This window comes from Sinorhizobium fredii NGR234, from assembly GCF_000018545.1.
Taxonomy (GTDB): Bacteria; Pseudomonadota; Alphaproteobacteria; order Rhizobiales; family Rhizobiaceae; genus Sinorhizobium; species Sinorhizobium fredii_A.
This window is the reverse complement of the sequence record NC_012587.1, coordinates 2,254,907-2,269,886: the sequence shown is the minus strand read 5'-3', so window position 1 is coordinate 2,269,886 and position 14,980 is coordinate 2,254,907. Positions and strand designations below refer to the sequence as shown.

Genomic DNA, 14,980 nt, shown 5'->3' with positions numbered 1-14,980 from the left:
CAAGACCTCGTCATGCTTCACTTCCCGTCGAACAGCGACATCGTCCTGATCGAGAGGCTGCAGCGCGCCGCCTTCGATTATTTCCTCTGTTATTCCGATGCCCGGACGGGGCTTGTCGCCGACACATCGCGGGAGGGGTCGCCGTCGAGCATCGCGGCCACCGGCTTCGGGCTGTCTTGCTATCCGGTTGCCGTCGAGCGCGGCTGGATACGGCGACCCGACGCGGCCCACCGCGTGCTCTCCACCTTGCGCTTTCTCGATGGCAGCCGGCAGGCGAGCGACAGGCAGGCAACGGGCCATCGCGGATTCTACTACCATTTTCTGGACATGCGGACGGGCGAGCGCACCTGGAACAGCGAACTCTCGACCATCGACACGGCGCTGCTGTTGGCTGGCGTCCTGACGGCTGCGGCCTATTTCTGCACGCGCGAGCCAGGCGAGGCGGAGATCCGCAGCCTTGCTGCGAGGCTCTATGAGCGGGCGGATTGGGTCTGGGCCCTCAATCGCGGAGACACGGTAGCCATGGGCTGGAGGCCGCCAGGACGTTTCCTGAAGCACCGTTGGCGCGGTTACAGCGAGGCATTGCTTCTTTACGTGCTGGCGCTCGGCTCGTCGACCCGACCAATCGCACCGGAGCATTACGGCGCCTATTCGGCGGCGCACGAGTGGCTGACGATCGAAGAGGCGGCGCACCTTCATGCCGGCCCGCTGTTCGTTCACCTCTTTCCCCATGCCTGGATCGACTTCCGTGACATAGGCGACATGGGGATGCGCTCGGCAAGAAGTGACTACTTTGCGAATACCCGCCGGGCGATCGCATTGCAGCGCGCTCATGCGGAAGAAAATCCTCACCGCTTTTTCGGCTATTGCCGCGATCTCTGGGGCTTCAGCGCCTGCCATGCACCGAAGGGCTGGCTGAAGCTGCGTGATGGCCGGCGGCAGAGGCTTCTGGGCTATGCGGCGCGCGGCGCTCCATTCGATGCCAATGACGGGACCCTGGTTCCCTGGGCGCCGCTTGCGGGCCTGCCTTTCGCGCCGGACGACTGCCTGGACAGTCTCTCCCATCTGCTGGCGCACTATCCGGCCCTGCTTCGCAACGGCCGCTTTCCGGGCGGCTTCAATCCGAGCCTGCCGGGAGGCGGGCGCGAGGGCTGGGTCGATGACAGGATCGTCGGGCTTGACCAGGGGCTGGCAGTCATGATGATCGAGAACTGGAGAAGCGGCCTTGTTTGGGAACTCACGCGCAGCATCCCGGCATTCGGCCGCGGACTGAAAAGGGCAGGCTTCGAAGGCGGATGGCTTACACCCGGCGTGTTTGATGGTTGAGAGAATGGGACAGCATCAGGAGAGCGCGGCGGGCCGGGGCCGAGTGGCAGCCGCGGTCGACTGGCTGGTGGCGGCAATTCCGGAAGTCGCCTGTTCGGTTGCGACCTCAGATGCAAACTTCCAATCGCCAGACGATTTTTGGTCCGATGCGGCGAATGTCGAAACCTGCCTTGCCTATCAGGATCGCTTTGCATCCGGCATGGACGACAAGGTCAGGGCGGCGCATCTGATCGCCTTCTACAGCCATCAACTCAGCCTTGTGGCAGGGGCAATCTATCTCGCCAGCGGCCTTGTCGCGAGCGTCTCGGGACTGCGTTTCGAAACCTATTTGCGGCCCTTCGACGGGCGAACGCTCGCGGCCGGCCGCTTTCATTTCTTCGTCAAACTTTCGCCGGGCGAAAATAAGGGGGAGGCGGCGCGGAGCTTCCACGATGTCTTCGTTGCGCAACTGAAGCCGGTCATCGCTCTCGTGAAACAGCGTTGCGGTCTGTCGGCCCGTGCACAATGGCGGCTGGCCGCTGACGGCCTCGCAGGGGCTTTCCTGGAGATCGGTCGCCGGCGCGGCGAGGAGGACGCGGCAACCGAGCAGGCGCTGGCGATCGTCAAGCGCGCTCACTCGCCGCTCGCATCGCCGGAGCTTCACTTTGAGAAGATAGTGGCGGAAGCTCCGCATGCCCGAACCTACCGGATGCGCGGCGGCTGCTGCCTCTATTACCGCACCGACGCCGGCGACTTTTGCGACGCCTGCGTGCTGCTGGATCCGGAGGTCCGGCGGGAGAGGCTAAGAGCGCATTTGCTCGATCGGCGCCACTCCTCACCTTGAAGGATCAAGGTGAGGAGGAACGTGTGAACAAATGCTAGTGTGCTCTCAGAAACCGGTCGTTGATGAAGCCGGAGACGATGCCGAGCACCAGCCAGAAGGCGAGCGTCGTCGCAAGTGCGGCAACGGCGAACTCGGCGCCGAGCACGGCCGGCACGTTGCTGGAAATGTCGAGCGGCTGCGGCGCGCCATAAAGGTGGGGAGCGGCGACAAGAACGAGACCCGCCAGCTTGGCGACGATTTCGCCGCGGAGCGCCAACAGGTAAAGGCCGGCGGCCGAGAACAGTATCGTCGCCCCCCACCAGAGTTGGCGGTCGCCGAGCTCGGCGGCGGGGAAGCCCGGAAGTTCCGGCGGCAGGCCGATTGCAGGCAGTAGATGCACCGCGAGCCAGCCGAAGGCGCCCCAGAGCGCGCCGTTGGCAAGCGTGATCGGATAACCGATCACGAGGCTGATGCCGGCAAGCAGCAGCGAGAAGCCGGCGCCGGTAACCAGATTGGCGGCAAGCGTGCCGGAGAAGCGGCTCATGCCGAACATGATGCCGCCTTCCTCGTGTTCTTCGCCCTCATGGGCGTAGGCGGGGGTGACCGGCGATAGAGCGGCGAGGATCTCGCCCAGGGTGGGGACGCCGTTCAGCGACGAATGCTGCTGATGATCCGCGGCCGCCGGCTGTTCACCGGCGGGCTGCTCGCCTGCAGCCGGTGCTTCGCCCTCGAATTCTTCCGCATGCAGGATGAGCGGCGTGACGCGCAATTCCTGGGCGGCGGACATGAAGACGCCGGCGATCAGCCCGGCCACGATCGCGGCCAGAAGTGTCTTTACGATCATTGTCGATTTTCCTCAGCAGGCACGGTCGCCTTGCGGCACAGCCGGCCCGGTTCCATGGACGCAAGCCAGCGCTCGCAGCCGCGGACACGTGCCGACGGCACGACGCGCGCTCCGAACGCCGGAGGGTCGATTGTCTTGCTCGTTCTGGAACGCGGCAAGCGTTCCATCACGTCGCTTAGTGGCAGGGGAAGCCGTAGGAATGCCGCGTGTCGTGCGCCGTATCGTGCAGGACGGCCGAATTCGCCAGGCCCGCGCCGAAGACGAGGAAAGCGCCGATCATCAGGGCGATGATGCCCGCGGTCAAACGGTCGCTGAGGGAGAGCGGAATGCTCGAAACTGTAGATGTAGCCATGACAACCTCCGTGATGGCAATGGGATGTTCCCGCTGGGCACTATGCCCGTATCGCTTGGCAGGTTTCCTGGCTCACGGCGTCAGATGTCTAGATTAGACACCAAGGAACTTGCCTCGCCTTCCCAGATTCGAACCGCCCTCTCGCGGTTTATACCCAGTGGCTTCTCCCGGATTGCTCCGGAACGACAAATTCACGCCGCTCTACAGTCGCGGGGTCGGCCGTGATTGAGATGCCCAGCTTGGGTCCATCCGTCACGTTCCCGTTTACTCCCGAAACGCGTTCGCATTCCGGGAACCAACCGATCAGCGATGATTAGGTGCGGACACCGACGATGTCAATCGAGCCGTGGTGGAAAGTACAGGAGGATATTGCGCGCTTTTCGTGTTGCAGCGCCACGCAGGGACAACTGCTGATGACTATATCGCATCGGTCGGCTATCTGTTGGACAGCGCGTGCGGCCGCCGGTCGCGTTTGTAGACCCGGAGTCTGTGCGATGCTTGCCCTTGTTCCTGCCCTGGCCTTTGCCGCCGTTATCGGATCCGGACTTATGGCCGGGCTCTTTTTCGTCTTTTCCGTCTGCATCATGCAGGCACTGGCGCGATTGCCGGCGGAACAGGGCGTTGCCACCATGAACGCGATCAACGTCGTAATCCAGAATCCGCTGTTCTTCGCCGCCTTCATGGGCACGGCGCTGCTTGGCGTGATCCTGATAGCCGCCGCTTTCATCTGGGACGGGCAGGGGAGCTATCTCCTGGCGGTGAGCGGGCTCGTCTACCTCGTCGGCACGTTCGGGGTCACGATCGTCTTCAATGTCCCGCTCAACAACGCGCTCGCCAACGCGACTTCGGTCCAGGCCGCCACCGAAATCTGGCAGCAGCGCTACTTGACCGATTGGGTCTGGTGGAACCATGTCCGCACGATTGCTTCGATCGGTTCGCTCGCCCTTTTCGTGCTTGGCTTCCAGCGAGGCTGAAGCGCAGGCATGAGGATGGTGAGAATTCGAAGTGCTACAGTGACCTTTGCGCGTCTGATAAGACGCGCGGCGCTGTAGGGAGGATACCATGGCGGTCCGGCGCATCGTGCCCAACCTTCAAGTATCCGATCCGCAACGGGCGCGCAGTTTCTATGCGGATCTGCTTGGTCTCAGTGTCGTGATGGATCACGGCTGGCTGGTCACCTTTGCGGCCGAGGGCGGATCAGCCATGCCGCAGGTAGGTTTTGCCATTGAAGGCGGATCGGGAACGCCGGTGCCGGCGCTCTCGATCGAGGTGGACGATGTCGACGAAGTCTATCGGCGCGCAAAGGCCGCCGGCATCGAGATCGTCTTTGACATCACTGACGAGCCCTGGGGTGTGCGGCGCTTCTTCGTGCGCGATCCGTTCGGCAACATCGTCAATATCCTGTGGCATTGAGCGGGGGGCGGCGCCCCCGCAACGGATCAGACGGTCGTCAACGCGTTCGCGACGTCGGCGACCAGGTCGTCCGGATGCTCGATGCCGATCGACAGGCGGATGGTCGATTCGAGCACGCCGATCCGGCGCCGCACCTCGATCGGCACGCCCGAGTGCGTCATCGCAGCCGGGTGGCTCGCCAGCGATTCCGTGCCGCCGAGGCTGACGGCGAGCTTGAAGATCTGCAGCGCGTTCAGGAAACGGAAGGCTGCCTCCTGGCCGCCGGCGATGTCGAAGGAGAAAGTCGAGCCGGCGCCCGTGCATTGCCCGGCAAAAACGCGGCCGACCGGCGAGGCTTCGTCGTGGAAGGGTAAGTAGTGGATTCCGTCGACCTTCGGATGGTCGCGCAGGAACTCGGCGACGATGCGGGCGTTCTCGTTCGCCTTCTCCATCCGGACCGCCAGCGTTTCCAGTGATCGGCCGATCATCCAGCAGGAATGCGGGTCAAGCTGGGTGCCGATCGAGCCGCGAAGCGCCTTCACCTGCTTGATGAGCGCCTTGGAGCCGAGTACGGCACCGGCGATCAGATCGGAATGGCCGCCGACATACTTGGTCAGCGAATAGAGCGACAGATCGGCGCCGTGCTCGATCGGGTGCTGGAAGACCGGCCCGAGCAGCGTGTTGTCGCAGGCGACGATCGGCCTTTGCCCCTGTTTCTCGCCGATCTTCTCGGCGATGCGGCGGATCATTGCGACGTCGACGAGACTGTTTGTTGGATTGGCCGGCGTCTCGACGAGGACGGCGGCAACGCGCCCCTTGCTCATCGCCTCCTCGGCAGCGGCGCTGACGGCCGCCTCGTCGATGCCATCGGCAAAGCCGACCGCGTGGATGCCGAGATTGAGGAAGGTCTTGGCGAGCAGCGTTTCGGTGCCGCCGTAAAGCGGTTGCGAATGCAGGATCGCGTCACCCGGTCGCTGGAAGGCAAGCAGCGTGGTGGCGATTGCCGACATGCCGGACGAAAACAGCGCGCCGGCTTCGGCCCGTTCGAAAACGGCGAGGCGATCTTCGACGATCTCGCTGTTCGGGTGATTGAAGCGGGAATAGACGAGCCCGGCACCGACGCCCGCGGGCGGTTCGCGCCGACCCGAGACGAAATCGAAGAAGTCACGGCCTTCCTCGGCGGAGTGGAAGACGAAGGTCGAAGTCAAGAATATCGGCGGCTTGACGGCCCCTTCCGAAAGCTCGGGGTCGTAACCATAATTCAGCATCAGCGTTTCGGGATGCAGTTTATGGTTGCCGATATGGGTCTTCGACGGATGCGGCGCGGTCATGGTTTTTCTCCCTGGGCGCTACGGACTCGACTAACGGCTAAATTATATCAAACGCTTGGGCCGATCCTTGCTATTTGCGATCACTTCGTTTTGATGAACGCAACTTTTTGCCGGGGCCTGAGCGATATGACGCAGAAAATTGCCGACGAGATGGACCGCCGCATCCTGAGGGAACTGATTTCCGACGCGCGGATCACCAACAATGAATTGGCCGAGCGCGTCGGCCTTTCTCCGTCGCCGTGCCTGCGGCGGCTCAGGCGCCTGGAAGAAACGGGCGTCATCCGTGGCTATACGGCGCTCGTCGACCCGGTCGTTGAGGGCTGGACCATGACGGCGATCGCCACCGTCCGCCTCAGCCGCCAGCACGAGGACGAAATCGTGATGTTCGAGGAGGCGATCCGCGGTTGGGACGAGGTTCTCGAATGCCACCTCGTCACCGGTTCCCGCGACTACGTGCTGAAGGTGATGAGCGCCGGTCTCGAGCATTACGAGCGCTTCATCAAGGAGAAGATCGCCCGGCTCAAATGCGTCGCCTCGATCGAGACGAGCTTCGTGATGAATACCATCAAGGAGCGACGGATCTAATCTCGAGGTCATCATGCGAAGGCCCATCGCAATCCTCGGTTCAGCGGTTTTCTTCGTGGTCGTCCCCTGTGCGATCGCGGGACTTCTCCCATGGTGGATAACCCGCTGGCAGTTTCGCGACCCCTTTCTCGGCACATGGGTGACCCAGGCGGTCGGTGTCATCCTGATCGTCGCCGGGCTTCCCGGGCTGGTCGATTCGATCAGACGGTTCGCCGTGGAAGGCCTCGGCACGCCGGCCCCGGTTGCACCGACCCAAACCCTGGTCGTCACCGGGTTCTATCGTCACGTGCGCAATCCGATGTACCTCTCGGTGCTGACGATCATCCTGGGGCAGGGATTGCTATTTGGCGACTGGAGGCTCATTGCCTACGGAGCGGCGTTCTGGACGGTCTGCCATCTCTTCGTCATCTCTTACGAGGAGCCGACGCTGCACCGCGCCTTTCGCGGCGAATATGAATCGTATCAGCATAACGTGCCGCGCTGGCTCCCGAGGCTGACGCCGTGGAAAAAAGCCTGACGCGCATCTTCGGGTTGCGCCGATTGACTGTGCAGGTGCGGGAGGCGACATTGTCGGTATGCGCCGTTCGTTTCGGTCGCCCGGCGCAGCAATGATGACACCGCCCGCAGAGTGGAGGCCCGCAATGGAACACCTTCAACAGACGGACCTGTCGAGCGCGACGCGGCCAATTCCGCGCTATCTTGCCAATCTGTTGCGTTCCTTTTCTACGAGCGGCCTGCTTGTCGGCGTCATCTTCTTCGCGGTCTCGTTGACCCCGAGCCTCATTCCTCGCCCCTATCTGATCCAGGCGGTGATCTCCGGCACTTCGCTCGCCGCCGGCTACGCAATCGGCGCGTTCCTGCGGTGGCTCTGGTCGTTTTTTGAATTGCCCGAGCCGACGTCGCGGCGGGCGCGGACGCTGAAGATCGCCGCGGCCATTGTCTGCATAGCGGCGGCGGCGGTATTTCTCTGGCAGGCGGCGGGGTGGCAGAATACCGTCCGCGAGATCATGGGTATCGAGCCGATCGAGAGCGCCGATCCCGTGAAACTCGGTCTCATAGCCGGCGTCGTGTTCGTTGCGCTGGTGTTCCTGGCGCGGCTGTTCCGGCTGACCTTCCGTGTTCTTTCCCGTTGGCTGCAATATTTCCTGACGCGCCCCATCGCCAACGCGCTTGGTGGGCTCGTCGCTCTTGCGCTCTTCTGGTCCGTGACGAATGGCGTGATCTTCAAGTTCGCGCTTCGTGCGGCCGACAGTTCTTTCCAGCAGCTCGACGCACTCATCGATCCCGACGTCGCGCCCCCGACCGATCCCGTCAAGACCGGCAGCGCAGCGTCGCTCGTGCTCTGGGACGAGCTTGGGCGGCAGGGGCGACAGTTCATCGCCTCCGGCCCGACGGGCGCCGAAATCGGCGCCTTCTTCGGCGGCGCAGCGCCGGATCCGGTGCGCGTCTATGTCGGCTTGAACTCTGCCGAAACGGCGCGCGAACGGGCGAAACTGGCCCTGGAGGAACTGAAACGTGCCGGGGGCTTCGAGCGCAAGTCGTTGATCGTCGTCGTGCCGACCGGCACCGGCTGGATCGACCCGGAGGCGCTCGATCCGCTCGAGTATCTACTGCACGGTGACGTCGCGAGCGTCGCCGTGCAATATTCCTACCTCACCAGCTGGCTGTCGCTTCTCGTTGAGCCGGGCTACGGCGCGGATGCGGCCAACGCGCTCTTCGACGAGGTCTACGGTTATTGGACGAGGTTGCCGAAGGACCGGCGCCCGAAGCTCTATCTGCATGGCTTGAGCCTCGGGGCGATGAATTCGCAGGGGTCGGTCGATCTCTTCGATGTGATCGGCGATCCCTTCCAGGGCGCGCTCTGGAGTGGCCCGCCCTTTCAAAGCGGGCTGTGGCGTTCGGTGACGGCGGACCGCGTCCCGGGCTCGCCCGCCTGGCTGCCGCGCTATCGGGACAGTTCCGTGATCCGCTTCACCAACCAGGAGAATGCGCTCGACATTCCCGGTGCGCATTGGGGCGCCATGCGGATCATCTATCTGCAGTATGCCAGCGACCCGGTGACCTTTTTCGACCCGCACGCCTTCTACCGCGAGCCCGACTGGATGAGGGCACCGCGCGGACCCGATGTTTCTCCGGCGCTGAAGTGGTTTCCTGTGGTGACCGGGCTACAGCTCCTCGCCGATATGGCGATGGCAACCACCTCGCCGATGGGCTACGGCCATGTCTATGCGCCGGAACACTATATCGACGCCTGGATGGCGGTCACCGATCCGCAGGGCGTAACGGCCGAGGATGTGGCGCGGCTGAAGGAAAAATTCAAGGCGCGGTGAGGGCGTCCCGTTTCCTTGAGCGCCCCTCATCCGCCTGCCGGCACCTTCTCCCCGCAAGCGGGGCGAAGGGACTTGTGGCGGCGTCTCCAGTCCCCTCGCCCCGCTTGCGGGGAGAGGGGCAACTTCTGCTGCTCCGAGGCTACGGCTCGAACAGCAGCCCTTGCATGGCGCCGATGATCTTGCGGTGCTGGTGGGCGTGGCGGGTGCGAAGACTCGTCGCAGCATAGATCGCCTGCGGAATGACCGGCGCGTCGTCGACAATAGCCGCGATGCCGTCGTGGGAAAGCCGCTCTGCAGTGGCGGCCGTCACAAAGGCTGCGCCGCCAAGCGAACGCAGCAGGCCGATGATCGCCATGTTCTGCCCGGCGGCAAGTGAGGCTGCCGAAAGATGCGGCAGCGCCAAGCGATGGGCGCGGTCGAAGGCGGGCGAGTAGCTGGAGCGGATATAGGTTTCGGGCTTTACGCCGGCCATGTCGCGAGCCTCGGTGCTGACAAGCACGTAATGCAGTTCGCCGATCCTTTCATAGTGCAGATCGGGCAGGTAGTGCGGCGTGTAGAGAATTGCGAGATCCAGTTCCCCGGCGGCGAGATCGCGGTTCATCTGGTTGGAATAGTCCGCCTCCATGTAGATTTCCGTCGCCGGCAACTCGCGCCGGATGGCGGCCACCCATTGGCCGGCGAATGCATGCGCGAGGTCGTGCTGGATACCGAGTCGCATGGAGCGCTCCAGGGCGCCGGCGCTCGCCACCGCACGCGTCGCCTCATGCCACTGGTTTTGCAGCGCTTTTGCATAATCCAGAAAGCGCAGGCCCGAGGCGGTCGGAACTGTCCCGCCCTTGTTGCGGGTGAAGAGCTTGCGGTTGAACTGTGCCTCGAGCGCCTTGACGCGATGGGAAACCGTCGACTGCGTGATGTTCAGCCGCTCGGCGGTGCGATTGAAACTTCGCGTCTCCATCAGATCCAGAAAGGTCTCGATCAGATCGACTTGCATCTTGGGGGGCTGCCTCCTTGCACTCGCCGCAATCAGTCTAATCGAATACCTCGATCAATAAAGCCTGATCTCTCCACTTGATGGCCTTGGCCTGCTCGTCAAATATCCGTTCAAACGAGGGAATTACGCATGTCGAATTTGCCGTCTCACGCGCGTGTCGTGATCATCGGCGGGGGAGCCGTCGGCGCCTCCTCGCTCTACCACCTTGCCAAGGCCGGCTGGACCGATTGCGTGCTCCTGGAGAAGAACGAGCTCACCGCCGGCTCGACCTGGCATGCAGCCGGCAATGTGCCGACCTTCTCCTCGTCCTGGTCGATCATGAACATGCAGCGCTACTCGGCCTCGCTCTATCGCGAGCTGGGTGCCCTGGTAGACTATCCGATGAACTATCACGTGACCGGGTCGATCCGCCTCGGCCATTCCAGGGAGCGGCTGCAGGAATTCAAGCGCGTCGTCGGCATGGGCCGCTATCAGGGGATGGATCTCGATATTCTTGGTCCGGACGAGATCCGCGGCCGCTATCCGTTCCTCGAGACGCATGAGCTGACGGGCGCGCTCTACGATCCCTATGACGGCGACATCGATCCGGCGCAGCTCACCCAGGCGCTCGCCAAGGGTGCGCGCGACATGGGTGCGAAGATCATCCGCTTCTGTCCGGTCACGGGCGCCCGGCGCGAGGACGACGAGTGGGTCATCACGACGCCGCAGGGCGAGATACGCTGCGAATATGTCGTCAATGCCGCCGGATATTACGCCCGTGAAGTCGGCAAGATGTTCGGTCGCGACGTGCCGATGATGGTGATGAGCCACCAATATATTCTCTTCGACGAGATCCCGGAGCTTGCCGACTGGTCGAAGGAGGCGGGGCACAAGTTGCCGCTGCTCCGCGACGTCGATTCCTCCTACTATCTCCGGCAGGAGAAATACGGGATGAATCTCGGTCCCTACGAGCGGAATTGCCGGGCGCACTGGACGACGCCGGACGACCCGATGCCGGAGGATTTTTCGTTCCAGCTTTTCCCGGACGATCTCGAAAGGCTGGAGTGGTATCTAAACGATGCGGTCGAGCGTGTACCGATCCTCGGCACGGCCGGCCTTTCGCGCGTCATCAACGGGCCCATCCCCTATGCGCCGGACGGCAATCCGCTGATCGGGCCGATGCCGGGCGTGCCGAATGCCTTCGAGGCCTGCGTCTTCACCTTCGGCATCTGCCAGGCGGGCGGCGCCGGCAAGGTGCTGGCCGAGTGGATCACCGAGGGCCAGACGGAATGGGACATGTGGTCCTGCGATCCGCGCCGCTACACCGACTATACCGACCAGGACTATTGCATCGCCAAGGGCAAGGAAATCTACGGCCACGAATATGCGATGCATTTCCCGAAACATTATTGGCCGGCCGGGCGCGGCAGGAAGCTGTCGCCGATCCATGACCGGATCGCCGCGCTCGGCGCCCAGTTCAAGGCTTACAATGGCTGGGAACGTGCGATGTGGTATGCGCAGCCCGGCGACGATACGTCCGAGGCGGCGACGCAGACCTGGGGACGCGAAGGCGCTTGGGCGAAGCGGATCGAGGAGGAGTGCCTGGCTGTCCGCGATGCCGCCGGCATCCTCGACCTGCCGGGATTCTCGCGCTTCCGGCTGAAGGGCGAGGGGGCGCGCGATTGGCTCTCCGGCCTCATCACCGGCCGCGTGCCGAAGCCGGGGCGTATCGGACTTGCCTATTTCGCCGACGACAAGGGACGGATCGTCACGGAAATGTCGGTGATGGCGATCGAGGAGGATTTCTTCTTCCTGATCACCGCAGCAACGGCGCAGTGGCACGATTTCGAGTGGCTGCTGAAGCACCGTCCAGCCGGTGCCGTGTTTACGCTCGACGACGTGACGGCCAATTTCGCCTGCCAGATACTGAGTGGGCCAAAATCGCGCGCGATCCTGGCGGAAGTGTCGGATGCCGATCTTGCGAAGGGGTGGCTGACGCATCAGACGGCTGCGATCGCCGGGCGCTATTGCCAACTGGTGCGGGTCTCCTTTGCCGGTGAACTTGGCTGGGAAGTCCACACCAAGGTCGAGGACACCGCAGCGGTGTTCGACGCGGTGTGGGAGGCCGGCCAAAAGCATGGGCTCAAACCCTTCGGCATGGAAGCGCTCGACAGCCTGCGGATCGAGAAGGGCTACCGCGCCTGGAAAGGCGATCTTTCGACCGACTACACGATCCTGCAGGGCGGTCTTGACCGTTTCGTCGACTGGTCGAAGCCCGGCTTCAAGGGCAAGGCGGCGCTGGAGCGCGAGAAACAGCAGGGTGTGGCGAAGCGCTTCGTGACGCTGACCGTCGAGGCCGGCGAATGCGACGCGCCCTATATGTCGACGCTCTGGTCGGGTGGCGAGGTCGTCGGCGAAACGACCTCCGGCAACTGGGGCCATCGCGTCGGCAAGTCGATCGCCCTCGGCATGCTGCGTGCCGATCTCGCGGTGCCCGGCCGGGAGATCGAAGTCGAGATCTTCGGCGACCGCTTCAAGGCGACGGTTGAGCCGGACCAGCCGCTCTGGGATCCCTCGAATGAAAGACTGAAGGCATGACGAAGCCCATCCCTCAAAAGGCGCGCGCGGTGATCATCGGCGGCGGTGTTTCCGGCTGCTCCGTCGCCTATCATCTCTCGAAGCTCGGCTGGACCGATGTCGTGCTGCTCGAGCGCAAGCAATTGACCTCAGGCACCACCTGGCACGCGGCCGGATTGATCGGCCAACTCCGCGCCTCGCAGAACATGACGCGGCTCGCGAAATACTCGGCCGACCTCTATGTCAAGCTGGAGGCCGAAACCGGCATTTCGACCGGCATGCGCCAGAACGGCTCGATTACCGTTGCGCTCACCGAGGAGCGTAAAGAGGAGATCTACCGACAGGCCTCGCTGGCGCGCGCCTTCAGCGTCGATGTGCGCGAGATCACGCCGGACGAAGTCAAGGCGATGTATCCGCATCTCAACGTCTCCGACGTCAAGGCGGCGGTGCACCTGCCGCTCGACGGCCAGTGCGATCCGGCCAACATCGCCATGGCGCTTGCCAAGGGCGCACGGCAGAGCGGCGCGACGATCATCGAAGGCGTCAAGGTTACGGCGGTCCTGAAGAAGGATGGCCGCGTCACCGGCGTCACCTGCGAGCAGAACGGCGAGTGCTTCACGATCGAAACGGAGAACGTCGTCAATTGCGCCGGCATGTGGGGCAGGGAACTCGCCCGCCAGTCCGGCGTCACGGTGCCGCTGCATGCCTGCGAGCACTTTTATATCGTCACCGAAGCGATCGCGGGCTTAAGCCGCCTGCCGGTTCTGCGCGTGCCGGACGAGTGCACCTATTACAAGGAGGATGCCGGCAAGATGCTGGTCGGCGCCTTCGAACCGAAGGCCAAGCCCTGGGGCATGGAAGGTATCCGCGAGGACTTTTGCTTCGACCAGTTGCCGGAGGATTTCGACCATTTCGCCCCGATCCTCGAAATGGCGGTCAACCGCATGCCGATGCTGGAGACGGCGGGTATCCATACGTTCTTCAACGGGCCGGAAAGCTTCACGCCTGACGACCGCTACTATCTCGGCGAGGCACCGGAACTCAAAGGTTACTGGGTTGCGGCCGGCTATAACTCGATCGGCATCGTCTCCTCCGGCGGCGCCGGCATGGCGCTGGCGCAATGGATGGACGACGGCGAGCCGCCTTTCGACCTCTGGGAGGTCGATATCCGCCGGGCCCAGCCGTTCCAGAAGAACCGCGCCTATCTCAAGGAGCGTGTCTCCGAGACGCTCGGCCTTCTCTATGCCGATCACTTCCCCTATCGCCAGATGGCGACGGCACGCGGTGTTCGCCGCTCGCCCCTGCACGAGCACCTGAAGGCCCGCGGCGCGGTCTTCGGGGAAGTAGCCGGCTGGGAGCGCGCCAACTGGTTCGCGAAAGAAGGCCAGGAACGCGAGTATCGCTATTCCTGGAAGCGGCAGAACTGGTTCGAGAACCAGAAGGCCGAGCATCTCGCCGTTCGCAATGGCGTCGGCCTGTTCGACATGACCTCCTTCGGCAAGATTCGGGTAGAAGGACGCGATGCGCTCGCCTTCCTGCAGCGCCTCTGCGCCAATGAGCTGAATGTCGAACCGGGCCGCATCGTCTATACGCAGATGCTGAACGCCCGCGGCGGCATCGAGAGCGACCTGACGGTGACGCGACTTTCCGAGACCGCTTTCCTGCTCATCGTCCCCGGCGCAACTTTGCAACGCGACCTCGCCTGGCTCCGCAAGCATCTCGGCGACGAGTTCGTGGTGATCACCGATGCGACCGCTGCCGAAAGCGTGCTCTGCGTGATGGGGCCGAAGGCGCGCGAGCTGATGCAGAAGGTGAGCCCGAACGATTTCTCCAACGAGGCGCATCCCTTCGGCGCGGCGCGTGAGATCGAGATCGGCATGGGACTCGCCCGCGCCCACCGCGTCACCTATGTCGGCGAGCTCGGCTGGGAGCTTTATGTCTCCACCGACCAGGCGGCGCATATCTTCGAGACGCTGGAAGAGGCGGGACGTGATGTCGGCCTCAAGCTCTGCGGGCTTCATACGCTCGACAGTTGCCGCATCGAGAAGGCGTTCCGCCACTTCGGCCACGACATAACAGACGAGGACCATGTCCTCGAGGCCGGGCTCGGCTTTGCGGTGAAGGTCGACAAGGGTGATTTCATCGGCCGTGAGGCAGTGCTTACGAAGCAAGACGAGGATCTGTCGCGCCGGCTGGTGCAGTTCCGGCTCACCGATCCGGAGCCGCTGCTTTTTCACAACGAGGCAATCGTCCGCAACGGCGAGATCGTCGGGACGATCACGTCCGGCAATTACGGGCACCATCTCGGTGGGGCGATCGGGCTCGGTTATGTGCCCTGTAGCGGCGAGAGCGCCGCGGACGTGCTGGCGTCGAGTTACGAGATCGAAATCGCTGGAACTAGGGTCAAGGCAGAGGCTTCGCTGAAGCCCATGTACGACCCGAAGGCGGAGCGGGTGCGGGTGTAAGTAATA

General features: G+C 63.4%; 13 protein-coding genes and 1 riboswitch. Of the genes, 9 read left to right on the top strand and 4 right to left on the bottom strand.

Translation table 11 applies throughout. The features are described 5' to 3' along the window. The first annotated feature begins 12 nt into the window (after positions 1-12). The gene (locus NGR_RS22150) at positions 13-1,326 is read left to right on the top strand and encodes a glucoamylase family protein (protein ID WP_164924648.1); all 1,314 of its coding nucleotides are present in this window, start codon (positions 13-15) and stop codon (positions 1,324-1,326) included. Positions 1,327-1,330: 4 nt separating this feature from the next. Beyond that, a complete protein-coding gene (locus NGR_RS22145) occupies positions 1,331-2,149 on the top strand; it encodes an IucA/IucC family C-terminal-domain containing protein (protein ID WP_240545160.1) in 819 nt (272 codons plus the stop codon). A gap of 34 nt (positions 2,150-2,183) precedes the next feature. On the opposite strand, the gene NGR_RS22140 is transcribed toward NGR_RS22145, so the two are convergent. Beyond that, on the bottom strand, positions 2,184-2,972 hold the full coding sequence (locus tag NGR_RS22140; protein ID WP_012708715.1) for a CbtA family protein: 789 nt from the start codon (positions 2,970-2,972) through the stop codon (positions 2,184-2,186). Between the two features lie 175 nt (positions 2,973-3,147). Beyond that, complete coding sequence (locus NGR_RS22135; RefSeq protein ID WP_012708714.1) at positions 3,148-3,324, bottom strand: CbtB domain-containing protein; 177 nt, start codon at positions 3,322-3,324, stop codon at positions 3,148-3,150. Positions 3,325-3,364: 40 nt separating this feature from the next. Beyond that, a riboswitch (cobalamin riboswitch) is annotated at positions 3,365-3,639 on the bottom strand. A 179-nt stretch (positions 3,640-3,818) separates the two neighbouring features. Here NGR_RS22135 and NGR_RS22130 point away from each other — a divergent pair. Together NGR_RS22130 and NGR_RS22125 are read left to right on the top strand one after the other, a co-directional pair. Then, positions 3,819-4,298: a DUF1772 domain-containing protein gene (locus NGR_RS22130; RefSeq protein WP_164924405.1), complete on the top strand. Its 480-nt coding sequence runs from the start codon at positions 3,819-3,821 to the stop codon at positions 4,296-4,298. 88 nt (positions 4,299-4,386) lie between these two features. After that, positions 4,387-4,737 (top strand): glyoxalase superfamily protein, encoded by a 351-nt coding sequence (locus tag NGR_RS22125; protein WP_012708712.1) that lies wholly within the window; start codon positions 4,387-4,389, stop codon positions 4,735-4,737. A 26-nt stretch (positions 4,738-4,763) separates the two neighbouring features. Here the strand turns inward: NGR_RS22125 and NGR_RS22120 are convergent, their stop codons facing one another. Next, positions 4,764-6,047: a cystathionine gamma-synthase family protein gene (locus NGR_RS22120; RefSeq protein ID WP_012708711.1), complete on the bottom strand. Its 1,284-nt coding sequence runs from the start codon at positions 6,045-6,047 to the stop codon at positions 4,764-4,766. Between the two features lie 126 nt (positions 6,048-6,173). Here NGR_RS22120 and NGR_RS22115 point away from each other — a divergent pair, with 126 nt between their 5' ends. The 3 genes from NGR_RS22115 (at position 6,174) to NGR_RS22105 (ending at position 8,962) form a co-directional block, all read left to right on the top strand. Beyond that, positions 6,174-6,632, top strand: a complete 459-nt coding sequence (locus NGR_RS22115) for an Lrp/AsnC family transcriptional regulator (RefSeq protein WP_164924404.1) — start codon at positions 6,174-6,176, stop codon at positions 6,630-6,632. Between the two features lie 13 nt (positions 6,633-6,645). Then, a complete protein-coding gene (locus NGR_RS22110) occupies positions 6,646-7,149 on the top strand; it encodes a methyltransferase family protein (RefSeq protein ID WP_012708709.1) in 504 nt (167 codons plus the stop codon). Between the two features lie 124 nt (positions 7,150-7,273). Further along, complete coding sequence (locus NGR_RS22105) at positions 7,274-8,962, top strand: alpha/beta hydrolase (protein ID WP_012708708.1); 1,689 nt, start codon at positions 7,274-7,276, stop codon at positions 8,960-8,962. A gap of 139 nt (positions 8,963-9,101) precedes the next feature. On the opposite strand, the gene NGR_RS22100 is transcribed toward NGR_RS22105, so the two are convergent. After that, positions 9,102-9,953, bottom strand: coding sequence for a LysR family transcriptional regulator (locus tag NGR_RS22100; RefSeq protein ID WP_012708707.1), 852 nt, complete (start codon positions 9,951-9,953; stop codon positions 9,102-9,104). A 129-nt stretch (positions 9,954-10,082) separates the two neighbouring features. Here NGR_RS22100 and NGR_RS22095 point away from each other — a divergent pair, with 129 nt between their 5' ends. Then, on the top strand, positions 10,083-12,530 hold the full coding sequence (locus NGR_RS22095) for a GcvT family protein (protein WP_012708706.1): 2,448 nt from the start codon (positions 10,083-10,085) through the stop codon (positions 12,528-12,530). Then, positions 12,527-14,974, top strand: a complete 2,448-nt coding sequence (locus tag NGR_RS22090) for a GcvT family protein (protein WP_012708705.1) — start codon at positions 12,527-12,529, stop codon at positions 14,972-14,974. The genes NGR_RS22095 and NGR_RS22090 overlap by 4 nt, the downstream gene beginning before the upstream one ends. Positions 14,975-14,980 lie beyond the last annotated feature (6 nt).

Excerpts from the sequence above, each read along its gene's own strand:
- NGR_RS22150 (WP_164924648.1), top strand. The coding sequence starts at position 13 with ATGCTTCACTTCCCGTCGAACAGCGACATCGTCCTGATCGAGAGGCTG.
- NGR_RS22145 (WP_240545160.1), top strand. The coding sequence starts at position 1,331 with ATGGGACAGCATCAGGAGAGCGCGGCGGGCCGGGGCCGAGTGGCAGCC.
- NGR_RS22140 (WP_012708715.1), bottom strand. The coding sequence starts at position 2,972 with ATGATCGTAAAGACACTTCTGGCCGCGATCGTGGCCGGGCTGATCGCC.
- NGR_RS22135 (WP_012708714.1), bottom strand. The coding sequence starts at position 3,324 with ATGGCTACATCTACAGTTTCGAGCATTCCGCTCTCCCTCAGCGACCGT.
- NGR_RS22130 (WP_164924405.1), top strand. The coding sequence starts at position 3,819 with ATGCTTGCCCTTGTTCCTGCCCTGGCCTTTGCCGCCGTTATCGGATCC.
- NGR_RS22125 (WP_012708712.1), top strand. The coding sequence starts at position 4,387 with ATGGCGGTCCGGCGCATCGTGCCCAACCTTCAAGTATCCGATCCGCAA.
- NGR_RS22120 (WP_012708711.1), bottom strand. The coding sequence starts at position 6,047 with ATGACCGCGCCGCATCCGTCGAAGACCCATATCGGCAACCATAAACTG.
- NGR_RS22115 (WP_164924404.1), top strand. The coding sequence starts at position 6,174 with ATGACGCAGAAAATTGCCGACGAGATGGACCGCCGCATCCTGAGGGAA.
- NGR_RS22110 (WP_012708709.1), top strand. The coding sequence starts at position 6,646 with ATGCGAAGGCCCATCGCAATCCTCGGTTCAGCGGTTTTCTTCGTGGTC.
- NGR_RS22105 (WP_012708708.1), top strand. The coding sequence starts at position 7,274 with ATGGAACACCTTCAACAGACGGACCTGTCGAGCGCGACGCGGCCAATT.
- NGR_RS22100 (WP_012708707.1), bottom strand. The coding sequence starts at position 9,953 with ATGCAAGTCGATCTGATCGAGACCTTTCTGGATCTGATGGAGACGCGA.
- NGR_RS22095 (WP_012708706.1), top strand. The coding sequence starts at position 10,083 with ATGTCGAATTTGCCGTCTCACGCGCGTGTCGTGATCATCGGCGGGGGA.
- NGR_RS22090 (WP_012708705.1), top strand. The coding sequence starts at position 12,527 with ATGACGAAGCCCATCCCTCAAAAGGCGCGCGCGGTGATCATCGGCGGC.